20 protein-coding genes are annotated in these 21,200 nt (G+C 42.2%); 1 reads left to right on the top strand and 19 read right to left on the bottom strand.

Annotated features, from left to right (window positions below):
* Positions 1–141: 141 nt before the first annotated feature.
* The 13 genes from ftsY to ACZ5AE_RS09595 all read right to left on the bottom strand — a co-directional run bounded on the left by ftsY (position 142) and on the right by ACZ5AE_RS09595 (position 15,390).
* Positions 142–1,128, bottom strand: a complete 987-nt coding sequence (ftsY, locus tag ACZ5AE_RS09655) for a signal recognition particle-docking protein FtsY (protein WP_464571707.1) — start codon at positions 1,126–1,128, stop codon at positions 142–144.
* A gap of 17 nt (positions 1,129–1,145) precedes the next feature.
* Complete coding sequence (gene smc / locus ACZ5AE_RS09650) at positions 1,146–4,712, bottom strand: chromosome segregation protein SMC (protein WP_464571705.1); 3,567 nt, start codon at positions 4,710–4,712, stop codon at positions 1,146–1,148.
* 50 nt (positions 4,713–4,762) lie between these two features.
* A complete protein-coding gene (rnc, locus tag ACZ5AE_RS09645) occupies positions 4,763–5,509 on the bottom strand; it encodes a ribonuclease III (protein WP_464571703.1) in 747 nt (248 codons plus the stop codon).
* 150 nt (positions 5,510–5,659) lie between these two features.
* The gene (gene acpP / locus ACZ5AE_RS09640; protein WP_464571701.1) at positions 5,660–5,893 is read right to left on the bottom strand and encodes an acyl carrier protein; all 234 of its coding nucleotides are present in this window, start codon (positions 5,891–5,893) and stop codon (positions 5,660–5,662) included.
* 96 nt (positions 5,894–5,989) lie between these two features.
* Entirely contained in the window at positions 5,990–6,733 is a 744-nt protein-coding gene (gene fabG, locus ACZ5AE_RS09635) for a 3-oxoacyl-[acyl-carrier-protein] reductase (protein ID WP_464571699.1), read from the bottom strand.
* Entirely contained in the window at positions 6,730–7,677 is a 948-nt protein-coding gene (gene fabD / locus ACZ5AE_RS09630; protein ID WP_464571697.1) for an ACP S-malonyltransferase, read from the bottom strand. Before fabD ends, fabG begins: the two co-directional genes overlap by 4 nt.
* Before the next feature lie 13 nt (positions 7,678–7,690).
* Entirely contained in the window at positions 7,691–8,692 is a 1,002-nt protein-coding gene (plsX, locus tag ACZ5AE_RS09625) for a phosphate acyltransferase PlsX (protein ID WP_464571695.1), read from the bottom strand.
* A 12-nt stretch (positions 8,693–8,704) separates the two neighbouring features.
* Positions 8,705–9,271: a transcription factor FapR gene (gene fapR, locus ACZ5AE_RS09620; RefSeq protein WP_464571693.1), complete on the bottom strand. Its 567-nt coding sequence runs from the start codon at positions 9,269–9,271 to the stop codon at positions 8,705–8,707.
* 325 nt (positions 9,272–9,596) lie between these two features.
* Entirely contained in the window at positions 9,597–11,645 is a 2,049-nt protein-coding gene (gene recG, locus ACZ5AE_RS09615) for an ATP-dependent DNA helicase RecG (protein WP_464571691.1), read from the bottom strand.
* Positions 11,642–12,526 carry an L-serine ammonia-lyase, iron-sulfur-dependent, subunit alpha gene (sdaAA, locus tag ACZ5AE_RS09610; protein WP_464571689.1) on the bottom strand — a complete coding sequence of 295 codons (885 nt, stop codon included), beginning with the start codon at positions 12,524–12,526 and terminating at the stop codon, positions 11,642–11,644. The genes recG and sdaAA overlap by 4 nt, the downstream gene beginning before the upstream one ends.
* 27 nt (positions 12,527–12,553) lie before the next feature.
* Positions 12,554–13,216, bottom strand: coding sequence for an L-serine ammonia-lyase, iron-sulfur-dependent subunit beta (gene sdaAB, locus ACZ5AE_RS09605; protein ID WP_464571687.1), 663 nt, complete (start codon positions 13,214–13,216; stop codon positions 12,554–12,556).
* 113 nt (positions 13,217–13,329) lie between these two features.
* The gene (locus ACZ5AE_RS09600; RefSeq protein WP_464571685.1) at positions 13,330–15,012 is read right to left on the bottom strand and encodes a DAK2 domain-containing protein; all 1,683 of its coding nucleotides are present in this window, start codon (positions 15,010–15,012) and stop codon (positions 13,330–13,332) included.
* Positions 15,013–15,027: 15 nt separating this feature from the next.
* Positions 15,028–15,390 carry an Asp23/Gls24 family envelope stress response protein gene (locus ACZ5AE_RS09595; RefSeq protein WP_213116367.1) on the bottom strand — a complete coding sequence of 121 codons (363 nt, stop codon included), beginning with the start codon at positions 15,388–15,390 and terminating at the stop codon, positions 15,028–15,030.
* Between the two features lie 289 nt (positions 15,391–15,679).
* On the opposite strand from ACZ5AE_RS09595, the gene rpmB reads away from it, so the two are divergent.
* Positions 15,680–15,868 carry a 50S ribosomal protein L28 gene (gene rpmB / locus ACZ5AE_RS09590; protein WP_007087786.1) on the top strand — a complete coding sequence of 63 codons (189 nt, stop codon included), beginning with the start codon at positions 15,680–15,682 and terminating at the stop codon, positions 15,866–15,868.
* A gap of 137 nt (positions 15,869–16,005) precedes the next feature.
* Here the strand turns inward: rpmB and spoVM are convergent, their stop codons facing one another.
* The 6 genes from spoVM to ACZ5AE_RS09560 form a co-directional block, all read right to left on the bottom strand.
* A complete protein-coding gene (spoVM, locus tag ACZ5AE_RS09585; RefSeq protein ID WP_042356285.1) occupies positions 16,006–16,089 on the bottom strand; it encodes a stage V sporulation protein SpoVM in 84 nt (27 codons plus the stop codon).
* Positions 16,090–16,200: 111 nt separating this feature from the next.
* Positions 16,201–16,848 carry a thiamine diphosphokinase gene (locus ACZ5AE_RS09580; protein ID WP_464571682.1) on the bottom strand — a complete coding sequence of 216 codons (648 nt, stop codon included), beginning with the start codon at positions 16,846–16,848 and terminating at the stop codon, positions 16,201–16,203.
* A 51-nt stretch (positions 16,849–16,899) separates the two neighbouring features.
* Positions 16,900–17,544 (bottom strand): ribulose-phosphate 3-epimerase, encoded by a 645-nt coding sequence (gene rpe / locus ACZ5AE_RS09575; protein ID WP_464571680.1) that lies wholly within the window; start codon positions 17,542–17,544, stop codon positions 16,900–16,902.
* Positions 17,545–17,546: 2 nt separating this feature from the next.
* Positions 17,547–18,428 (bottom strand): ribosome small subunit-dependent GTPase A, encoded by an 882-nt coding sequence (gene rsgA / locus ACZ5AE_RS09570; RefSeq protein WP_464571678.1) that lies wholly within the window; start codon positions 18,426–18,428, stop codon positions 17,547–17,549.
* A gap of 37 nt (positions 18,429–18,465) precedes the next feature.
* Positions 18,466–20,445 carry a Stk1 family PASTA domain-containing Ser/Thr kinase gene (gene pknB, locus ACZ5AE_RS09565; RefSeq protein WP_464571676.1) on the bottom strand — a complete coding sequence of 660 codons (1,980 nt, stop codon included), beginning with the start codon at positions 20,443–20,445 and terminating at the stop codon, positions 18,466–18,468.
* Positions 20,445–21,197 (bottom strand): Stp1/IreP family PP2C-type Ser/Thr phosphatase, encoded by a 753-nt coding sequence (locus ACZ5AE_RS09560; protein ID WP_464571674.1) that lies wholly within the window; start codon positions 21,195–21,197, stop codon positions 20,445–20,447. The genes pknB and ACZ5AE_RS09560 overlap by 1 nt, the downstream gene beginning before the upstream one ends.
* Between the last annotated feature and the right edge of the window lie 3 nt (positions 21,198–21,200).

The raw sequence follows: 21,200 nt of genomic DNA, 5'->3' as shown, positions 1-21,200 counted from the left end.
GCAATACATATCTGTCAAGAATTTTATCTTTACACAAGGATGTTGATTTCCGCTCAAGGGGCTCTCTTTCCGCGGGCGTACCGCTCCAATCATTACGCTAATACAACGTATATTCCTTTTTATTATGCTTGAAAAACCATCTTATTCAGACATTTCAACCTGCTCTGCAAATAGTCCGTAGACGTATTTTTCGGCGTCGAATTCTTGCAGGTCGTCCATTTTTTCTCCTAGTCCTACGAATTTAACGGGGATTTTTAGTTCATTGCGGATTGCTAGGACGATTCCGCCTTTGGCGGTTCCGTCAAGTTTGGACAGGACAATTCCGCTTACGTTGGTGGCCTCTTTAAAGGTTTTTGCCTGAATCAGTGCGTTTTGGCCGGTTGTGGCATCAAGGACCAAGAGAACTTCGTGCGGCGCGCCCGGTATTTCTCTTTCAATGACCCGCTTCACCTTTTCAAGCTCTTTCATCAGGTTTACTTTGTTTTGCAATCTGCCGGCAGTATCACACAGGAGAATATCAGCGTTTCTTGATTTTGCAGCCTGGATGGCATCATACATGACAGCTGCCGGGTCTGAGCCCTCAGCCTGCTTAATGGTTTCGACTCCTACCCGGTCTCCCCATACCTCAAGCTGATCAATTGCACCGGCACGGAAGGTGTCTCCAGCGGCCAATATTACTTTTTTTCCCTCGGATTTAAACTTATAGGCAAGCTTTCCGATGGTTGTTGTTTTACCAACACCATTTACACCGACGAATAGGATTACCGTCAGCCCGTCCTTCTGAATATTTAATTGCGATGACTGTTCTTCTCCGGCATTATAAATATCGACCAACTTTTCCGAGATGACACTTTGGACTTCAACAGGTTCTTGTATTTTCCTGCGTTTCACCTCCATTTTCAGCTCATCAATCAGCTGCATAACTGTATCAAAACCAACATCCGCCTGGATTAAGATTTCTTCGAGTTCTTCAAAGAATTCCTCGTCCACTTTCCGGTATCTGGCAATCAGGTCATTGACCTTGCCGGAAAAGCTGTCTCTTGTTTTAGTGAGTCCTTCCTTAAACTTTTCGGTTACGTTATCTGTCGACTTTGTAATCTTTTCTTTTAATTTTTTAAAAAAACTCATTTTCTCACTTCCTGACCTTATGATTCTACTAGTTCTTTTGTATCCTCCAAGCGGACGGATACAAGCTTTGATACCCCGGATTCCTGCATTGTCACACCGTAAAGGACATCGGCACCCTCCATTGTCCCTTTTCGATGAGTAATAACAATAAACTGGGTTTCCTTACTATAGCGTTTTAAATATTGACTAAAACGGTGGACATTTGCCTCATCTAAAGCAGCTTCAACCTCATCCAGGATACAGAATGGAACAGGCCGTACTTTTAAAATCGAAAATAATAGAGCAATGGCCGTTAAGGCCCTCTCTCCCCCAGACAAAAGCCCGAGATTTTGCAGTTTTTTACCAGGCGGCTGGGCAACGATTTCAACACCTGTATTCAAGAGATCTTCTGGCTCTGTTAAGATTAGGTCTGCACGGCCGCCGCCAAATAACGCCCGGAAAACCGGTTCAAAATGTTCCCGTATCCCCTCGAAGGTTTGGCTGAACCGTTTCTTCATCTCTTCATCCATTTCTCCAATGACTTGGAATAGTGTATCCTTTGCTTCTTGAAGATCAGCCTTTTGTTCATTTAGAAATTCAAAACGTTCCGATACCCGTTCATATTCCTCAATCGCACCAAGATTGACATGGCCCAGCTCTTCAATGGCAAGTTTAATCAATTTCACCTTTTTGCGGGCTTCCTCGACCGGAACCGTTAGCGGGAATTGCTCCTTGGCTCCCTCAAAGGATAATAAATACTCCTCTCTAAGGTGCGTCAGTCTGTTTTCAAGCTCTACATCCAAACGGTTTATTTTTACTTCCTCGTCCTTGATGGCAACGGTTAATCCCTTATGAACTCGTTTAAATTCCTTTGTTTCAAGCTCCAAATTCTCCAGTTCGCCTTGCAGCTCCAGGCGTTCTTGTCTCCTGACCGTAATCAGCTTGAGTGTATTTTCTTTGTCCTGCTGCTTTCGTTTGGCAGCTTCCTCTAGCTGCTCCTCACCGGTTGAACTGTTGGTCATTTCCGCTGTCAGGAGATTCAGATCCTCGGTGAAAATAGTCAGCTTTTGTTCGTTTTCAACGATATCCCGCTTCAATTGCTCGAGCCGTTCTTGTGCATGTAAAAACTGTTCATTTTTTGAGGCAAAATCAATCTTAAGTTCATTTATTTCGGTGGTGAGCGATTCTTTGGATGTTAAATCTTTTGTCTTTTGATTTGTCAGGATCAGGATTTTCTGATCTAAATCAGCAATTGTCTTTTTAAATATTTCGAGTGAGTCGGACAACTTAGTTTTTCTAGTTAAAAGTTCCGAACGGTCTTTGGTTATTTGATTCTTTTCCAAATCATAAATGGCAAGCCGGTCATTAATATTCTTTTCTTCAAGCTCTGCTTCTCGTAAATCTCCTTTAATCGACTGCTCCGATAGTCTTAAATCCTCCCCGGATTTGCGAATTTCCTCAAGCGCAGCCTCTGAGGTCTGCACTTCCTCTTTCAGGGATTTAACTGCCTTTTCTAAACCAGCCGTTTTATCCTCCATTATGACCAGTTTTTCTTTTAAACCCTCGAGCTCTGTTTTTCTCGACAATAGAGATGAACTTTTTTGTTTGACGGCACCGCCTGTCATCGAACCGCCAGGATTTACGACGTCCCCGTCAAGGGTTACCAGGCGTACTCGGTATTGCAGCAGCTTTGCCAGTTCATTGGCCCCTTTTAGGTCCTTTGCGATAACCACATTACCCAGGAGATTATTCATAACCTCTGCATATTTTTCGTCAAACTGAACGAGGCTTACAGCCGTCCCAATTAAAGATGGATGTTTTTGTATTATATTCAATTGTGCTGCTGACAATGGCCGACCTTTGATGACTGTTAACGGGAGGAAAGTGGCGCGGCCAAATGAATTTTGCTTAAGGTATCCAATTGCCTTACGGGCGTTTTCCTCAGTGTCTACGACAATATGCTGAAGGGCTCCGCCGAAGGCTGTTTCAAGAGCCGTTTCATATTCCTTCGGAACCGTGACGAGTTCAGCAACCGCACCTTCAATGCCGGCAAGTTTTTTTCCGCGCTCCTTTAGGACTTCCTTAACCCCTTGAAAAAAGCCTGCAAAATCCTCTTCCATTTCTTCAAGCATCTCTTTTTTTGATTTTGCCTGCTGAAGCAGCTGGTATGCTTGATATAATGTTTTTTCCTGTTTTTGATAATTGGCCCTGAGCGACTCCAGCTTTCGCTGCTGCTCGCGGAACGTTACGACCTGTGCTTCCAGTTTAGCCTGGATGTCAGCCAAAGTGGACTGAACCTGCTTCTTTTTAGTAACAGCCGTTTCTCGTTCTAACAGGAATTTTTCATTTTCCGCATCAAGCCGTGCACCTTTATGATCCTGCTGCTCAAGCTGTTCATTGATGTATTTCCATTCATTCCTTGCACCGGCCTGCTCATTTAAAAGGTCAATATACTCACTTTTTAAGCTATCAATTTTCTCATCAAGATTTTCTGCAAACAAATGAAGCTTTTCTTGCTTTTCTTTTAGTTGGTCCTGCAATTCCTTAACTTGTTTCTTCAACGTGTTAAAAGTCGCTGTCTGCATGTCCCGAGCATCTGACAACTCTGCGATTCGATTCGTTAAATCAGTAATATTTTGCCTGAGCTGTTCTTTATTTTGCGATGCGTTTTTCTTTCGTTCTTTTAGGACCTCTTTACGTCCCTCAAGCTTTTCAAGCTCTTCGCTGGCATGAAGCAGGACATTCTGAAGGTCGGTAATCGACTCATCCAAAGCAGCAATTTGGTCCCTTATTTCAACAATTTTTGCTTCCTTTAGCTGCAATTCTGAAGAAATCCTAAGTTCCTCCTGTTGGTGCACATCAAGCTGTTTCGAAAGGCTTTCCCATTTTTGATGGAGGTCTTCGATTTCATATACCGTCAACGAAACCTCGAATTTTTCAAGCTCTTCTTTTTTCTCCAAATAGTCTTTGGCCATGGAAGCCTGAATTTTTAAAGGCTCTACTTGGCTTTCCAGCTCAAATAAAATGTCATGAACCCGATTTAGGTTCTCCTGGGTTTCCGAAAGCTTTAATTCTGCCTTTTTTTTGCGGTTCTTATATTTTAATACCCCGGCCGCTTCCTCAAAAATAGTCCTCCGGTCTTCAGCCTTGCTGTTTAAAATTTCTTCTACCTTTCCTTGGCTTATGATTGAGAAGGCTTCTCTGCCAAGGCCGGAATCCATGAATAAATCAATAATATCCTTAAGCCTGCAGTGCTGTTTATTAATATAAAAATCGCTATCCCCTGAGCGAGTCACCCTTCTCGTGACACTTACCTCATTATAATCAATCGAGAGCCCCTGGTCCTGATTATCTAATGTCAAGGTTACTTCGGCAAAATTGAGCGCTTTTCTCGTATCGCTGCCAGCAAAGATGATGTCCTCCATTTTGCTGCCCCTTAGTGATTTGGCCGATTGCTCCCCCAATACCCAGCGGATGGCATCGGTAATATTACTTTTACCGCTCCCATTTGGACCAACCACTGCGGTAATGCCCGGGACAAACTCCACGCCAATACGCTCCGCAAAGGATTTAAAGCCAATAATGTCCAACCGTTTTAAAAACATTCATTAATCCTCCTAAAATGCCCGGGGATTTCTCCTCAAAAACTTTTTTGTTAATTCTGGGCTGACTCTTTTTTTAACATTTGTAGTGCCATTTGAGCGGCATGCTGTTCTGCTTCCTTTTTCGACCTTCCTGTACCTACGCCCAACTCATCGCCGTTTAAGGTCACTCTTGAGACAAACTCCTTATTATGGGCAGGACCTTTTTCTTGAAGGACACAATATTCAATCATGCCTGATCCATCTCTTTGGATTAGCTCCTGCAATTGGCTTTTAAAATCCATCACATGAGAAAAAGCACCAGCATCAATTTTAGGAAAAACTACCTTTTCAAGAAACTGAATAACCACTTCAATTCCTTTATCCAAATAGAGAGCACCGATGAACGCTTCAAACACATCGGCCAAAAGAGCAGGGCGCTCTCTGCCGCCGGTCATTTCTTCGCCCTTGCCAAGCAAGATTAGTTTGCCAAAATGAAGTTCATTTGCAAATGCTACCAGAGATGGTTCACATACTATGGCTGCTCTAAGCTTGGTCAATTCGCCTTCGGTCATGGTCGGATATTTTTTAAAAAGAAATTGGGAGATTGTCAGTTCCAGCACAGCGTCTCCTAAAAATTCGAGCCTCTCATTATCTTCAAAAGGTTTTCTGCGATGCTCATTCACATATGATGAATGGGTGAATGCCTGTTTTAATAATTTTTCATTTTCAAATATGACACCGATTGAATTTTGCAGATCTTTAAATTGTTTTTCGTTTGCGCGATTGTTTATTTCCTTTTCCTTCCAGTTCTTGCGCATTAAATTCTCCACCTTGTTTCAATTTGATAGACTAAGTTTAAGTAATTTACGTTTAAAACGCAAAGAAACTTGGCAATTGTTCTGCCAAGTTCTATATTACAGAATAAAGCTCCGTTTGAAAACGGAGCTTTAGGAATTATTCCAAGAAGATTACTTTTGGCCTTCTATGTAGTTCACAGCATCACCAACAGTGCTGATTTTTTCGGCATCTTCGTCAGAAATTTCCATATCGAATTCATCTTCTAATTCCATCACTAGTTCAACAACGTCAAGGGAATCTGCGCCAAGGTCGTCTTTGAAAGACGCTTCAAGTTTAACTTGAGATTCGTCTACTCCTAAACGGTCAACGATGATCTTTGTTACACGCTCTAATACTTCTGCCATCACTTTCACCTCCCCTCAAGTATTATAGTTATTTTCCTGAATGAATACAAATTGTTTTTTTCCAGCGGCAGCTGCTAGGGGCTTCCGCTTTTCTATTTACATTACCATGCCGCCGTTGATATGCAGCGTTTGTCCTGTAATGTATGCAGAATCATCCGAAGCAAGAAATGCTGCTGCTTTGGCAATGTCCTTTGGTTCGCCAAGTCTAGCTAACGGAATTTGTTTTAACATTTCCGCTTTTACATCCTCAGGCAGTTTATCGGTCATATCTGTGGTAATAAACCCTGGGGCAATCGCATTAACCGTAATATTACGAGACGCCAGTTCCTTTGCAGTTGTTTTCGTTAAACCAATTACACCGGCTTTCGCTGCCACATAATTGGCCTGACCAGGATTTCCGCTTTCACCGACAACAGAAGAAATATTAATGATTCTGCCAAGCCGCTGTTTCATCATTTGTCTCGTAACAGCCTTTGTGACCAGGAAGACACCCTTGAGATTAATATTGAGGACATCATCCCATTCCTCTTCCTTCATTCTCATTAATAAATTATCTCTGGTTATTCCGGCATTATTAACAAGGATGTCGAGCCTGCCGAATTGCTCAATAACCGTCTTGACCATTTCACTTACTTCTTCAGTATTTGAAACGTTGCATTTAATCGCAAAAGCTTCTTGTCCAAGAGACTTGATCTCATCGACAACTTCATTTGCCTTATCTTCACTTCCGGAAAAATTAACCGCAACATTTGCCCCCTGCCTTGCCAATTCAAGAGCAATTTCTCTGCCGATCCCACGTGATGCACCGGTAACGAGAGCAGCTTTTCCTGCTAAACTCATAGCTTTTCCTCCTTCAATGCGTCGATTACTGCGAGTGAACTTTCCTCATCTGATACAGAATAGATTTTCACCGTTTTATCGATTTTCTTGATCAAGCCGGAAAGAACCTTGCCCGGACCAATTTCAATAAAGGTATCGACACCTAATTCAATCATTTTTTGAACAGAGTCTTCCCATAAAACAGGTGAATACAGTTGTTCAATTAATTTATCCTTTATTTCAGCTGCAGAGGTTACCGGCTCAGCCGATACGTTGACGACTACAGGAATTTCCGCATCCTTCATATCCAATCCATTTAAAACATCACGCAATTGACCTGATGCAGGTTTCATTAGCGGTGAATGGAACGGACCACTCACTTCCAATGGCAGGACCCTTTTAGCACCAGCTTCTTTTGCTTTTGCTCCTGCATCTTCAACGCCCTTTTTTGATCCTGAAATGACAATCTGTCCAGGGCAATTTAAATTGGCCAGCGCCACCGGATTGCCCTCATTTGTCACTTCGTCGGTTACTCCAGCTAACTTATCCCGATCAAGACCAAGAACTGCCGCCATGGAGCCTTCCCCATTAGGCACGGCATTCTCCATGAACTCTCCTCTTTTTCTAACGGCATATACGCCTTCTTCAAAACTCATGACGCCTGCCGACACAAGGGCTGTATACTCTCCTAAGCTGTGACCGGCGACAAAGTCAGGATTAACTCCTGAATTTTGGAAGAACGATAATACCGCCAAACTCGTTGTTAATAGGGCGGGTTGTGTATTAAATGTCTGTGTCAAATCTTCTTTTGGGCCTTCAAAAATCAGCTGACTTAAAGGGACTTTAAGAGTTTCATCCGCCTTTTTAAAATAGGACATCACTTCGGGATATTTTTCTGCCAGATCTTTACCCATTCCAACTGTTTGGGAACCTTGCCCAGGAAACACAAAAGCTATTTTACTCAAAATATGAATCCCCCTATCGTACTATGGTTTTGTGATTTGCTTCCACGGTTTGTTTAATTAAACCGACTACATCGTTTGTAACCATTTCTCTTGTCTGGCGGATGGCACTAAAGACAGCCTGGGCATTTGATGAACCGTGTGCTTTAATAACCGGAGCCTTTAAGCCAAATAACCCAGCCCCGCCATATTCCGAATAATCTAGCTTACCTTTTAACTGCATCAAATTCGGTTTTAAAACGGCTGCTGCCAGCTTGCTAGTAAAGCTGCTCATCAGCGCTGTTTTTAACATCTTAAACATGGAAAGGGCTGTTCCCTCAATGGTTTTCAACACCATGTTTCCCGTAAAACCATCCGTTACGACGACATCAGCGACGCCATCAAGCAGATCCCGGGCCTCGACATTGCCTACAAAATTCAAATCAGCCTGTTTTAAAAGTTCAAAGGCATGTCTTGTTAATTCATTGCCTTTCTTCTCTTCTGTGCCGATATTTAAAAGTCCGACACGCGGACTCTCAATCCCTCTTACTTTTTTACTGTAAATGGAGCCCATGATAGCATATTGCACCAGATGTTCCGGTTTGGCATCGGCATTAGCACCCACATCAAGCAATAAAAATCCTTCCCCGCCTATGGTTGGCAGAGTTGGGGCTAAGGCCGGCCGGTCAATTCCTTCAATTCTCCCGACCACAAAAAGTCCGGCAGCCATGAGTGCACCTGTATTCCCCGCGGACAAACAAGCATCCGCTGCACCATCGGCAACTTGTTGGGCTGCTAGAACCATAGAGGCCGTTTTTTTACTGCGGACTGCTCTTACCGGTTCATCTGTTCCGAGTATAACTTCTGTTGTATGTAAAACGGTAATTCGTTCTTGTTTCTTTAATGTTTCGCTAATTTTATTTTCATCCCCGACAAGGGTGATATGTAAGTCTGGAAAAGTTTCTACCGCCTTCATGGCGCCTAAAACGATTTCCTTTGGGGCATGGTCTCCGCCCATTGCATCAATCGCAAGTTTCATATGTCTCATCCTTTAGTTATTTTTCGAACGGTACATTTGAAAATCACCTGTAAAAACAAGTTCATTATTTACGAAGCTTGATACCTGGACCAACGTCCGGCCTGTCACATCATCAATATTCATGACCCTTGCTTTTGCAATGACCCGTTCATGTAATCTTACGGAGCGCTTAAATTGGATGTTGGCTTTTGCCGTTAATGCTAATTCATCGTTAATGACCGCAACAGCAAGTGAATTTGCCTGGGCAAATAAATGATGACCCCGGGCAATTTTGTTTCGTTTAAAAACATGCTCCATTTTTACATCAAAAATGGAGATGGCGCTCTGGTCTAGTTCCATATCAATGATTTCCCCGATTACCTCTTCAAGCGGCAGGGAACGAACCTCATCCTCGAAGCGTTTTTCCGCGACTGTTTTAATTCTTTCGCGAAGTTCGGGTATCGATAATTCAAGGCGATCTAAGCGAATCGTTTGGACACTTACCTGAAACTTTTCAGCAAGCTCTTCATCCGTTATAAATGGATTTTCTTGAATGGTTGCGCTAAGCAGCTGCTGACGTTCTTTTTTGCTTCTTCTCATTTTTCACACCGTCCGAAAACTTATGACTAGGTACTAAGAGTAGTATAAAATTTAAAAAAGCAGATTGCAAGGATTAGTTTTCTCCTGCAGTCTGCTTTTTACTAATAGGATGTTGATATCCACTCCACTAAGGAAAGCCCCTTTGAATAATCATCGCAGTGACAGGCTGCTCTTTGCCTGTCCCGAGGGGCTCGCTTTCCGCGGGCGTTGCGAAGAGCCTCCTCATCGCTAGCTTCTGCGGGGTCTCTCCTGCTTCGTACTCCCGAAGCAGTCTCGCCCCTTCCGCTCCAATCAACATGTACTGATAAATGGACAGCAAAAAATCCTAATCCAATTTTTCTCCCTCAAGAACGCCAGCATCTTCAAGCAGCTTTCTTAACATTTCATATTCAGGCGAGTTCCAGAAGGTTTCGGATTGGATTAGGGTGGCGGCGTCGCTTCTGGCGGTTTCGAGGGCGCGGTAATCATGAACCATATCAGCTACTTTAAATTCTGGCATGCCGCTTTGTTTTTTGCCAAAAAAGTCTCCCGGTCCCCTTAGCTCCAAATCTTTTTCACTTAGTACAAAGCCATCATTGGTTTCCGTCATGATCCGCATTCTTTCCTGGCCTGTCTCTGATTTCGGACTGGCCAGCAAAATGCAATAGGCTTGATCACTTCCCCGGCCGACACGGCCACGGAGCTGGTGAAGCTGAGAGAGCCCAAATCTTTCAGCATCATAAATAACCATAACTGTTGCATTCGGCACATTCACCCCAACCTCAACCACAGTTGTTGAGACGAGCACTTGAACCTCGTTTGCACTGAACGCCTTCATAACAGAATCCTTTTCCTCAGAGCTTAATCGTCCATGCATAAGCCCTGCTGTATAGCGATTTTGAAAATAGCTGCTTAATGTTGCATGCACATCAATAGCATTTTGCACATCAAGCTTTTCCGATTCCTCAATTAATGGACAAATGACGTATGCCTGATGTCCCTTCCGTAATTCTTTTTCTACAAATGCCAATACCCGTTCCAGCATTTCTGGTTTGGCCCAATAGGTTTCAATTGTTTTCCTTCCTGCAGGCATTTCGTCAATGATGGAAACATCCATCTCGCCAAAAACGGTAATGGCAAGCGTCCGGGGTATCGGGGTGGCGGTCATGAACAGCACATCAGGATTTTCTCCCTTTTCCCTCAGGATACGGCGTTGCTCCACACCGAAGCGATGCTGCTCATCAGTAATAACAAAACCTAGTTTCTTAAATGATACTTCATTCTGAATTAAAGCATGGGTTCCTATTAAGATATCAATATTTCCCTCGGTAAGCTGCTCAAGAATCTCCCTGCGGCGCTTTCCTTTTATGGAGCTTGTAAGCAACTCACATTTTACACCAAAGGGTTCCAATAAAGTTATCAGTGATTCTGCATGCTGCTCAGCCAATATTTCGGTCGGTACCATCAGCGCCCCCTGATAGCCTGCCGTTACACTTGCGTACAGACCAACCGCTGCCACCACCGTTTTTCCTGATCCAACATCTCCTTGCAGCAGGCGGTTCATTCGATAAGGCGATTTAAGGTCGGATAGTAGTTCATTTACAACCCGCTTTTGGGCATTTGTTAATGGGAACGGCAGGCGGGCGATGAATTCCTTCAATTTCCCAAGGTCATAGTTTTGGCTGATTCCGGGTGAATGTTCGCGCTCAAACTTCCTAAGTGCCTGCATTTTTAACTGAAAGATTAGAAATTCTTCGTACACAAAGCGTCGTCTTGCCTGCTTGAGATCCTCCCCGCCTTCAGGAAAATGCATAGCTTTAATGGCATCTCTCCGGTTTAAAAGCCGATATTTTGTTAAGTAGTAATCCGGCAGAGTTTCCTCGATATACGTTCCAAATTGTTGAAAAGCTAAATTAATGAATTTACGCATGCCCTTTGTTGTCAGTCTTCCTTTAAGAGAATATACAGGTTCAAAATCTTTACCCTTCGCATTTTCCCCTAGCTGGAGTTCACTAGCAGTTATTGTCTGCCGATGAGCATCCCACTTTCCTGTAATTGTTAATGTTTCATTGATTGTGATTTTATTTTTTAAATAGGGCTGGTTAAAGAAAACGACTTTGATTAAATATTGTCCTGCATAAAAGCGGAAGGAGAGCTTTGACTTCTTCCTGCCATAATATACAAGAGAAGGTTCACTTTGAACCTTCCCTTCAATCGTCACCTTCTCGTCATGTTGTACTTCCATCAAATCGCGAAGGCGGTAATCTTCATAACGATAGGGGAAATATTCCAATAAATCACGGATACTCAAAATGTTCATTTCTGAAAAGATTTCCGCCGTTTCGTCACCAATGCCCTTTATAACAGTTATTGGCTGGTTTAGATATGGATTCACTTTTCTGTAAGCGGCATTCCGAAAATCTTGGCCTGCAGCGCCTGGCCTGTTGGTGTTGCCGCTAACCCTCCCTGTGCTGTTTCTTTTAAGGCTGTTGGCATCGATTGGCCGATTTTATACATTGCGTCTATCACTTCATCGCATGGAATACGGCTCTTGATACCGGCGAGTGCCATATCTGCAGCTACCATGGCATTGGCTGCACCCATGGCATTTCGCTTTACACAAGGTACTTCCACAAGACCTGCAACTGGGTCACAGACTAAGCCGAGCATATTTTTTAATGTGATGGCCATTGCTTCGGCACATTGTTCCGGAGTTCCTCCGGCCATTTCGACAATTGCTGCTGCGGCCATACCTGCTGCTGATCCCACCTCGGCTTGACAGCCCCCGGCAGCACCAGATATGGAGGCATTGTTGGCAACAACAAAGCCGAATGCTCCGGCGGTAAATAAAAACGAAATCATTTGCTCTCTTGTTGGGTTTAGCTTTTTCTTTACGGCAAACAACGTCCCCGGTACGACACCAGCTGATCCGGCAGTCGGTGTGGCACAAATCGTCCCCATCGCCGCATTTACTTCATTTGTGGCGACAGCCCGGCTGACGGCATCGAGAATCGTTTCACCGGATAAAAAATTGCCTTTTTCAATGTATTTTTGCAATAGAACTGCATCTCCGCCTGTTAAGCCAGTTACAGATGTAACCCCTTTCAATCCACGCTCAACTGCTTCTTCCATTACTTTGAGGTTACGGTCCATAAAGCGAATGACTTCTTCCTTGGACCGTCCCGTTACGGTGACCTCCTGCTCAATCATAATTTCGGAAATTTTTTTATTTTGACTGTTGGCCAGCTCCATTAATTCTGCTACATTACGGAACATAGAATGACCCCCTTTCGCTGAGAATGTTTAATCAACAATTTTAGTTACCTTCAAGATGTTAGGCAGCTGTTCGAGTTCCTCGATCAGGGTATCATCAATATTTTGGTCGACCTCAATTGTCATCAGTGCCATTTTTCCAACTTCCTTACGGGAAACCTCCATATGGCCGATATTTAATTCATATTTCGCCATTGTATTGGCGACACTTGCAATGGCACCAAACCGGTCATTATGAACAACTAAAATAGCAGGGTGATTCCCAGAAAGCTTCAATTCAAAACCGTTCATCTCAGTGATTTCAATCTTTCCGCCGCCAATAGAAATACCTACTAATTCAAGCTCCCCATTGTGATCGCCAATTATGACTCTAGCAGTATTGGGGTGGTCTGTAACCGCATCCTCTTCAATAAAGCGAATTTTCATACCTCGTTCTTCAGCAATCTCAATTGCTTTGATAATCCTTTTATCGTCCGTATCGAAATCCAATAAACCGCCTACAATGGCAACATCCGTACCGTGACCCTTGTACGTTTGTGCGAATGACCCGTATAACGAAATATTTGCCCATTTTGGCTCCCTGCCAAATAAACTTCTAGCGACGCGGCCGATTCTCGCAGCTCCGGCAGTGTGAGAGCTTGACGGGCCAATCATGACCGGGCCAATAATATCAAACACGCTTCTATACTTCATGAATCTATTCCCCCTTGCCTTTGTCTTTCTATCTTTATAAAAAAATGGTTAGTATATATTATCCAAAAAAAGAAGGGTGGTCCCTAAAGACCCCCTTCTATTTTAGCCGTAATTTATTCAATTGAAAAGATATAAGAATATAATGGTTGTTTGCCATTATGAACCTCTATTTCCACATCGCTAAACTTTTCATCAACAAATTCGGTAAGCTGGCTTAGTTCTTCCTCAGTCACATCTTCGCCATAAATAATAGTAAGAATTTCAGAATCCTCATCAAGCATATTTGTTAACAGGTCTTCGGCTGCTTTTTCTTTATCTTTGTTTTTAACAATAATTTTTCCTTCGGAAATCCCCATGAAATCCCCAGTTTCGATATCCAATCCATCGATCTGTGTATCACGGACAGCAAAGGTGATTTGTCCGGTTTTTACACGGCTTAGCGCCTCCGTCATGGCAGCTGAGTTTACCTTTGCATCTGCGGAAGGATTAAAGACTAGCAGAGCGGAAAGCCCTTGCGGAACGGTTTTGGATGGTATCACATAAATTTCTTCGTCCGATACATCGCGAGCCTGCTCAGCAGCCATAATGATGTTTTTATTATTCGGCAAAATAAATACTTTATTTGCATTTACTTCTTTGACAGCCTTGACAATATCCTCTGTACTTGGATTCATCGTCTGGCCGCCTTCAATGACTGCATGGGCCCCGATGCTCTTAAAAAGGTCGGCAACGCCCGAACCCATGGAAACTGCTACAATTCCATATTCCTGCTTCTCTTTTGGTGTTTCTTTCACCGCAGCGGCAAGGGGAGTGTGTGTTTCTCCGACAATATTGGAATGCTGCTGGCGCATATTTTCAATTTTCATATTAATAAGGCTGCCATAACGCTGACCGTATGTTAATACTTCACCAGGCTGCTCAGAATGAATATGAACTTTAACAATATCATCATCCGAAATAACCAATAATGAATCTCCATAATTGCTTAGATCATTGCGGAAAGCAGTCTCATTAAATGGATGCTTTGCTATCTTTTCTGTTTCAAAGCGAACCATAAACTCTGTACAGTAGCCATATACAATATCTTCAGTATTAATATGGCCCTGGACGCTTTTATGATGCTCGGCATTAACTAATTCATCCATTGATGGCATGGGCTCTGGTGAGTCCGGCAGTTTTTCTCCCTTTAATTCAGCAAGAAAGCCTTCATACACACAGACAAGCCCCTGCCCGCCGGAATCAACAACCCCAACTTCTTTTAAAACCGGCAATAGGTCAGGTGTACGCTTTAGGGAAGCTTTTGCCTCCTTTAATACTTCTTCCATAATAACAACAATATCATTTGACTTTTGCGCAGTTTGCAGACCTTTTTTGGCAGCATCTTTAGCAACAGTCAGAATTGTTCCTTCGACCGGCTTCATTACAGCTTTATAAGCAGTTTCAACCCCGGCCTCAAGCGCTCCTGCAAATTCTTTCCCATTAATGATCGCTTTAGCTTCGATTGCTTTTGAAAAACCTCTGAACAATTGCGAAAGGATAACACCAGAGTTTCCCCGTGCTCCCATGAGCAGTCCTTTTGAGAGAGAAACCCCTACTTTACCAATATGTTCTTGAACATTATTTTTAACCTCTTTTGCACCGGAGGTCATGGATAAATTCATATTAGTCCCTGTATCGCCATCCGGAACTGGAAAAACGTTAAGAGCATCTACCATTTTAGCATTGGCTGATAGATGATTGGCGCCTTGAATGATCATCTCGGCAAAACGTTTTCCATCTAATGCTGTAATTGACACAAACTTCACTCCTCACTACGGGTTCGTCACACGAACTCCCTGAACGAAAATATTAACCGAATCAACGGCAAGTCCAACTGTCTTATCAAGGGTGTACTTAACCTTTGATTGCACGTTGTGAGCAATTTCAGAAATCTTGGTTCCATAGCTGACAATAATATACATATCAATATGTAATGCTTCATTTTCCTGGCGAACAATAACACCGCGGGTGAAATTTTCTCTTCTAAGAATTTCAGTTATGCCATCTTTGATCTGATTTTTAGAGGCCATGCCGACAATTCCATAGCATTCTACCGCTGCTCCTCCGGCAATGGTTGCGATTACTTCATTTGAAATATCAATTTGTCCGTACTTCGTTTTTAATTCAATGGACATGAATCGTTCCCCCTCCTGAAAAATTGCTCCTTAACTACAGTCATTTTACTATAGTAGCTTAAATATTGAAAGTCATTCCTGGTACGCTTACTATAACAGCATTTATTTCAGGGTAATGTCAAGGTTTTTTTCTTGAAACCATTTAACTAAGCTATTGCATTCATAATGGTTGTGTGATAAATTATTAAGGTATCTTAAGACAGAAAATTTGGCTATGCCATTTTTCTATATCCAGATTAGTATCTTAATGATTACTGGTTAAGCTTTTCGTGTTAAGGAGGGAAATTTAATGCCGCGCAAATGTGTAGTAACTGGAAAGAAAACCACTACTGGTAACGCCCGTTCTCACGCTATGAACGCTAACAAGCGTACATGGGGTGCTAACCTACAAAAAGTACGTATCCTTGTTGATGGAAAACCAAAGCGTGTTTGGGTTTCTGCAAGAGCGTTAAGATCCGGTAAAGTAGAACGCGTATAATTTTTTAATGAGGCTGTTTTGTGACAGCCTCATTTTCTTTTATTTTGTCCTAATTAACGGAAAATAAAAAGCACCCACTTTGGGTGCTTTAAGTTTATGAAAGGTAATAAGCCCTTTTTGGAGCTGAGGCCTGCTTCCTATTCTTTTTTATTAAACACACCAATCATCGCTCGGACAATTCCACCTAAAAATCTCGGCAGTTTAATTGTATAAAATTTCATACTGTCCCTCCTCACAAATCTCACGTCTAACATCTTATTCTAAAACCCTAAATCGTACGCCCTTACCATTTTATTCAAACGAACAAAATCAGTACCGATTTTTCGAGGCTTTTAATCATGGCTTCTTATCACTAATAATATGCCTTCAGAAAATGAAAAAGTACCATAATCGCTAATAAGTTCATTACTTATACATAGTGTGGATCCGAGGGAGATATGACGGTTTTTCAAAGGATATTTAAACCCTTCCAATGTAATGCCATAAACATCAAGCGTTATTGGCACAAAAGAAATATATTTATGGGCTGATTTTTTTTCGAGCTTGTGTTTCCCAGGAGCTTTTAAGAAAGCTATATTGTTACGGTCAATTAGAAATATTTCTGTCTCGCTTCTTGTTTTTAGCGGATGAATCATAAGCTGGACATTTGCAAGTAAATGGTCAAGTCTGCCTCCAGTGGCACCGAATAGGCGAATAATCTGCGGCTTTTGATCTAATGCCCAGTTTAAAGCCAGCTCCATATCCGTTTCATCCTTTTCCGGAATAAATTTTTTCAGTTCAGATACTCCATTTTCAATAAAAGCCAGTTCCGATGTGGAGACTGAGTCAAAGTCACCAAAGGCGATCATAGGTTTCATGTTCCTTGCCAATAAATGAAATACACCGCGGTCAACGCCTACCCAAATCGCTTCTTCTTCCCTATACTCCATTAAATCGGGCAAAAGCTCCTCAGGGCCTCCCGCAAGAATATTAATAATCATCTTCCTAGCTCCTTTTCCATAGCTAAGAAGCCGGCTTTTAAGCCGGCTTCATTATCCCCTTATGAGCGAAATGGCTTTCGCATAATCTTCTTGGTTATAAATGGCAGAGCCAGCAACTAGAACATTGGCACCTGCCTCAATACATAACTTTGCTGTTTCCGGATTAACCCCGCCATCGATTTCAATTTCAATTTCTAATCCTTTTTCCGCTGCCATTTGATTTACTTTCTTGATTTTCGGCAGCACCTCAGGAATAAATTTTTGCCCGCCAAATCCGGGATTGACAGACATTAACAGCACCATATCGATATCCCCGATAATATGCTGTATTGACTCTGCAGGTGTGGCAGGATTTAAAACCACCCCTGCCTTTACACCAAAGGATTTAATGTTTTGAATCGTGCGGTGCAGATGACGGCATGCTTCGACATGAACTGTTATATAATCCGCTCCGGCTTTCGCAAATGCTTCAATATATTGGTCCGGATTTTCAATCATTAAATGAACATCCAGCGGTAGCTTGGTGACCGGACGAATGGCTTCGACGATAAGCGGACCGATTGTGATATTCGGGACAAAATGACCATCCATCACATCTATATGAATGTAATCTGCTCCCCCTTTTTCAACTGCTAAGATTTCTTCCCCTAATTTAGCAAAATCGGCTGAAAGAATGGATGGGGCGATTTTTATCATAATTAGTACCTCGGCTTTCTATCTTTAATTTCCTGGAGGAAATCGACATAATGGTCGTAACGATACGTTGGAATCTCACCAGATTCCACTGCCTGTTTAACACCGCATTTCGGTTCGCTCAGATGAAGGCAGCCGCGGAATTTGCAATTTTCACTTACCCTTAAGATTTCCGGAAAACAGGAGGTTAAATCCTCTGCTTCGATATCCGTGAAATCCAAAGAGCTAAATCCCGGTGTATCCGCTAATAATCCATTGCCGACTTTAATAAGTTCAACATGTCTCGTTGTATGCTTTCCCCTTCCCAAATGGGTGGAGATATCATTTGTTTTCAATTCCAAGTCTGGTCTTAGTACATTTAACAAAGATGATTTGCCAACACCTGATTGGCCGGCAAAAACAGAAATTTTATCCTCGAGATGTGGATGTAATAATTCAATGCCCGTTTCCGTCTCGGAAGAGGTCATAATCACTTCATAACCGGCGGCCTGATAGTGCGCGGCATATTTTGAAATTTTCTGCTGCTCCTCATTATTTGTTAGGTCCATTTTGGTAATACAAATAATCGGCTCAATTTGATTAAATTCGACCAGAACAAGAAAACGATCCAAAAGTACGGTACTAAATTCAGGTTCAACAGCGGAAAAAACCAAAATCGCCAAGTCGACATTTGCAATTGGCGGGCGGACCAATTCATTTTTGCGTTCCTTCACTTCCAAAATGTACCCTTCTTGGTCATTTTCCGCTTGAAAAACAACTTCATCCCCCACAAGGGGAGTGATTTTATTTTTCCGAAACACTCCTCTTCCGCGGCACTGAATTAAGTCATCATTGTAAAGAACATAATAAAAACCGCTCAATGCTTTTACAATTTTCCCTTCAGGCATAGCAGCCCTCCATGTAAAAAGATTTAATATAAAATGGTTATTCTACATCGTTGTAATTAAACGTTTCTTCTGCAATGACCTTAGAATCCCGAAACACCTGATAACTGGCTTTTTTACCTTCCAAAATAATCAATTTAATTTGCTTTGTTGTTGTTTCTGTAATATAGAAGACATCCGCAGGTACACTCATATTGTGATTCATATCATCAATATAAATCCTTACTTCTTGTTTTTGTCCAGGCTGACCTGGTAAAGGAGGCTCGTAATCAATTGTAACTTCCTTCGTTACTTCCCTAGGGGGTTTTTCTTCTTTTCCTTTTGAGACAACTACGGTGACTTTATCACCTTTTTGAAGCTGAGTCCCTTGTTTAGGTTCTTGGGAAATGATCATACCCTTTGGAATGGTTTCATTAAATTGTTCCTGTGAAGCATCTAATGTTAAACCGACCGATGCCGCATAATCCTGTGCAGCTTTTACACTATATTGTGTTAGATCCAATAATACGATTTTTTCCGGGCCTTTACTAACTTCGAATTCCAAAACAGTATCTTCTGGAACCACCTTTTTCCCGCCGGAAGGATTTTGGCTGAGTATCGTTCCTGGTTCGCTGTCATCGTTTTTCTCCGTCTTCATTATATCTTTAAAATTCTGACTATCTAACAAACGAATAACATCATCATATTGCCGGCCCACATAATCGGATAGTTCATATTTTTCTTTTCCTGTACTTATATAAAGTGTTATTTTTGATTTTTCTTTAACGACTGTGGCTGCTTCAGGATTCGTTTTTATAACACTGCCTTTTTCAATTTCATCGTCAGTTAGTTTAATTCTCTTATCAATAATTAGTCCCTGTTGACTTAACTTTGAAATCGCATCGTCTTCCTTCATTCCACTGACATCAGGAATTTTGACATCCTTTGCAGAAATTAATCCCGGAACAAAATAGGCGGATAGTCCAAGCAAAATCAGTAAAACTAAAAAAGAAAGAACAATTGGCCATTTTCTTCGCTTTTTATTTACCCCTTTTCCTTGTTTCGAATCAGAAGTACCACCCGAACCGCCCGTGTTTTTTTCACTGGTGTGAACAATTGTTTCATCCAGGTTTTTTAATGGCTTATCATTTGTGATAATTGGGATGGCCTTTGTCGCTTCATCATCAATCGGAATATTAAATTTTGGTTCAAACAGTCGATCCGGATCTAGCGCTGTCCGTAAATCCTCCTCCATTTCATCGACGCTATTATAGCGATGAAATGGATCTTTCGCCGTCGCTTTTAAGACAATATTTTCTACACTCTGGGGAATGTTTGGATTCCATCTTCTGACGGACGGAGTTTCAGATTGCAAATGCTTAAGAGCAATTGATACAGCAGATTCTCCGGAAAAAGGAAGTCTGCCGGTCAATAATTCGAACATTACAATCCCCAGTGAATATATATCTGACTTTCGATTGGCCATACCGCCCCGGGCCTGCTCTGGCGATAAATAATGGACAGACCCAAGAACTGAATTAGTCTGAGTAATACTAGTGGCACTTAAAGCCATGGCAATACCAAAATCCGTGATTTTAACATTCCCATCATGGTCTACCAAAATATTATGCGGTTTAATATCACGGTGAATAATATGGTTATTATGAGCATGAGAAATTGCCGAGGTCAACTGTTTCATAATTTCAATTGCCTCTTCCACTTTAAGAGGAGACTTTTGCTGTATGTATTGTTTCAGTGTATTCCCATCTACAAATTCCATAACGATATAATATAAATCATCTTCTTCACCAACATCAAATATATTGACAATGTTAGGGTGTGCAAGGCTTGTAGCAGATTGTGCTTCTCTGTGAAACCTCCGAATAAACTCTTCATCATTTGCAAAATCAAGCCGGAGCATTTTAACCGCAACGTCCCGGTCAAGGATCATATCATGTGCAAGGTAAACATTGGCCATGCCGCCTCCGCCAATCATATCAATGATTTTATAGCGGCCGCTTAGTCTTTTACCAATCAACATTACATACCACCCTCACTGGCTTCCAGAAACTCTACTATAGCCAATGTAATGTTGTCTTCTCCGCCATTTTCATTTGCAAGTGAGATGAGGGTTTTCGCTTTCTCCTCGAGAAGGCCGCTGCTTAACAGCGTATCTTTCATCTTTGGTTCACTAACTTTATTGGAAAGACCGTCAGAACATAAAAGGAGAAAATCGCCTTCTTCGAAAGTGATTGTTTTAATATCCATTTCGACTGTTTTTTCAGTTCCCAATGCCCTTAGCAATACGTTTTTACGAGGATGATGCTCCGCATCCTCTTTGGAAATTTGTCCAGTTCTGACTAGTTCATTAACAAGAGAATGGTCTTCGGTAATTTGCTTAAAACCAGATTCATTCAGAATATAACCGCGGCTGTCGCCTATATTTGCCATTGTCGCAAACAAACTCGTGGCGATGGCAGCGACAATCGTCGTCCCCATCCCGTCACATTCCGTATGGCTTAGGGCATGTTCAAAAAGAATTTCATTTACCTTTTTAATTTGCTCCTCGAGCCACGTTTCGGCCATCTCGGCATCTTTTATTCCGGTTGTTTTTTCCCATGCTTGTTTTAAATGCGATACGGTCATTTCACTTGCTACATCACCCGCACGGTGGCCGCCCATCCCATCGGCTACGATGGCAAGACGGTCCCCGTCAAGGTTAATAAAAACTCCGCCGGCATCCTCATTGTGAAGACGCACTTTCCCTCGGTCTGTTTGAAATACTGCTTTCATACC

It is taken from the genome of Neobacillus sp. S1227 (genome assembly GCF_055385255.1).
Note: the sequence above shows the minus strand (reverse complement) of the source record. Positions and strands in the feature narration are given on the sequence as shown.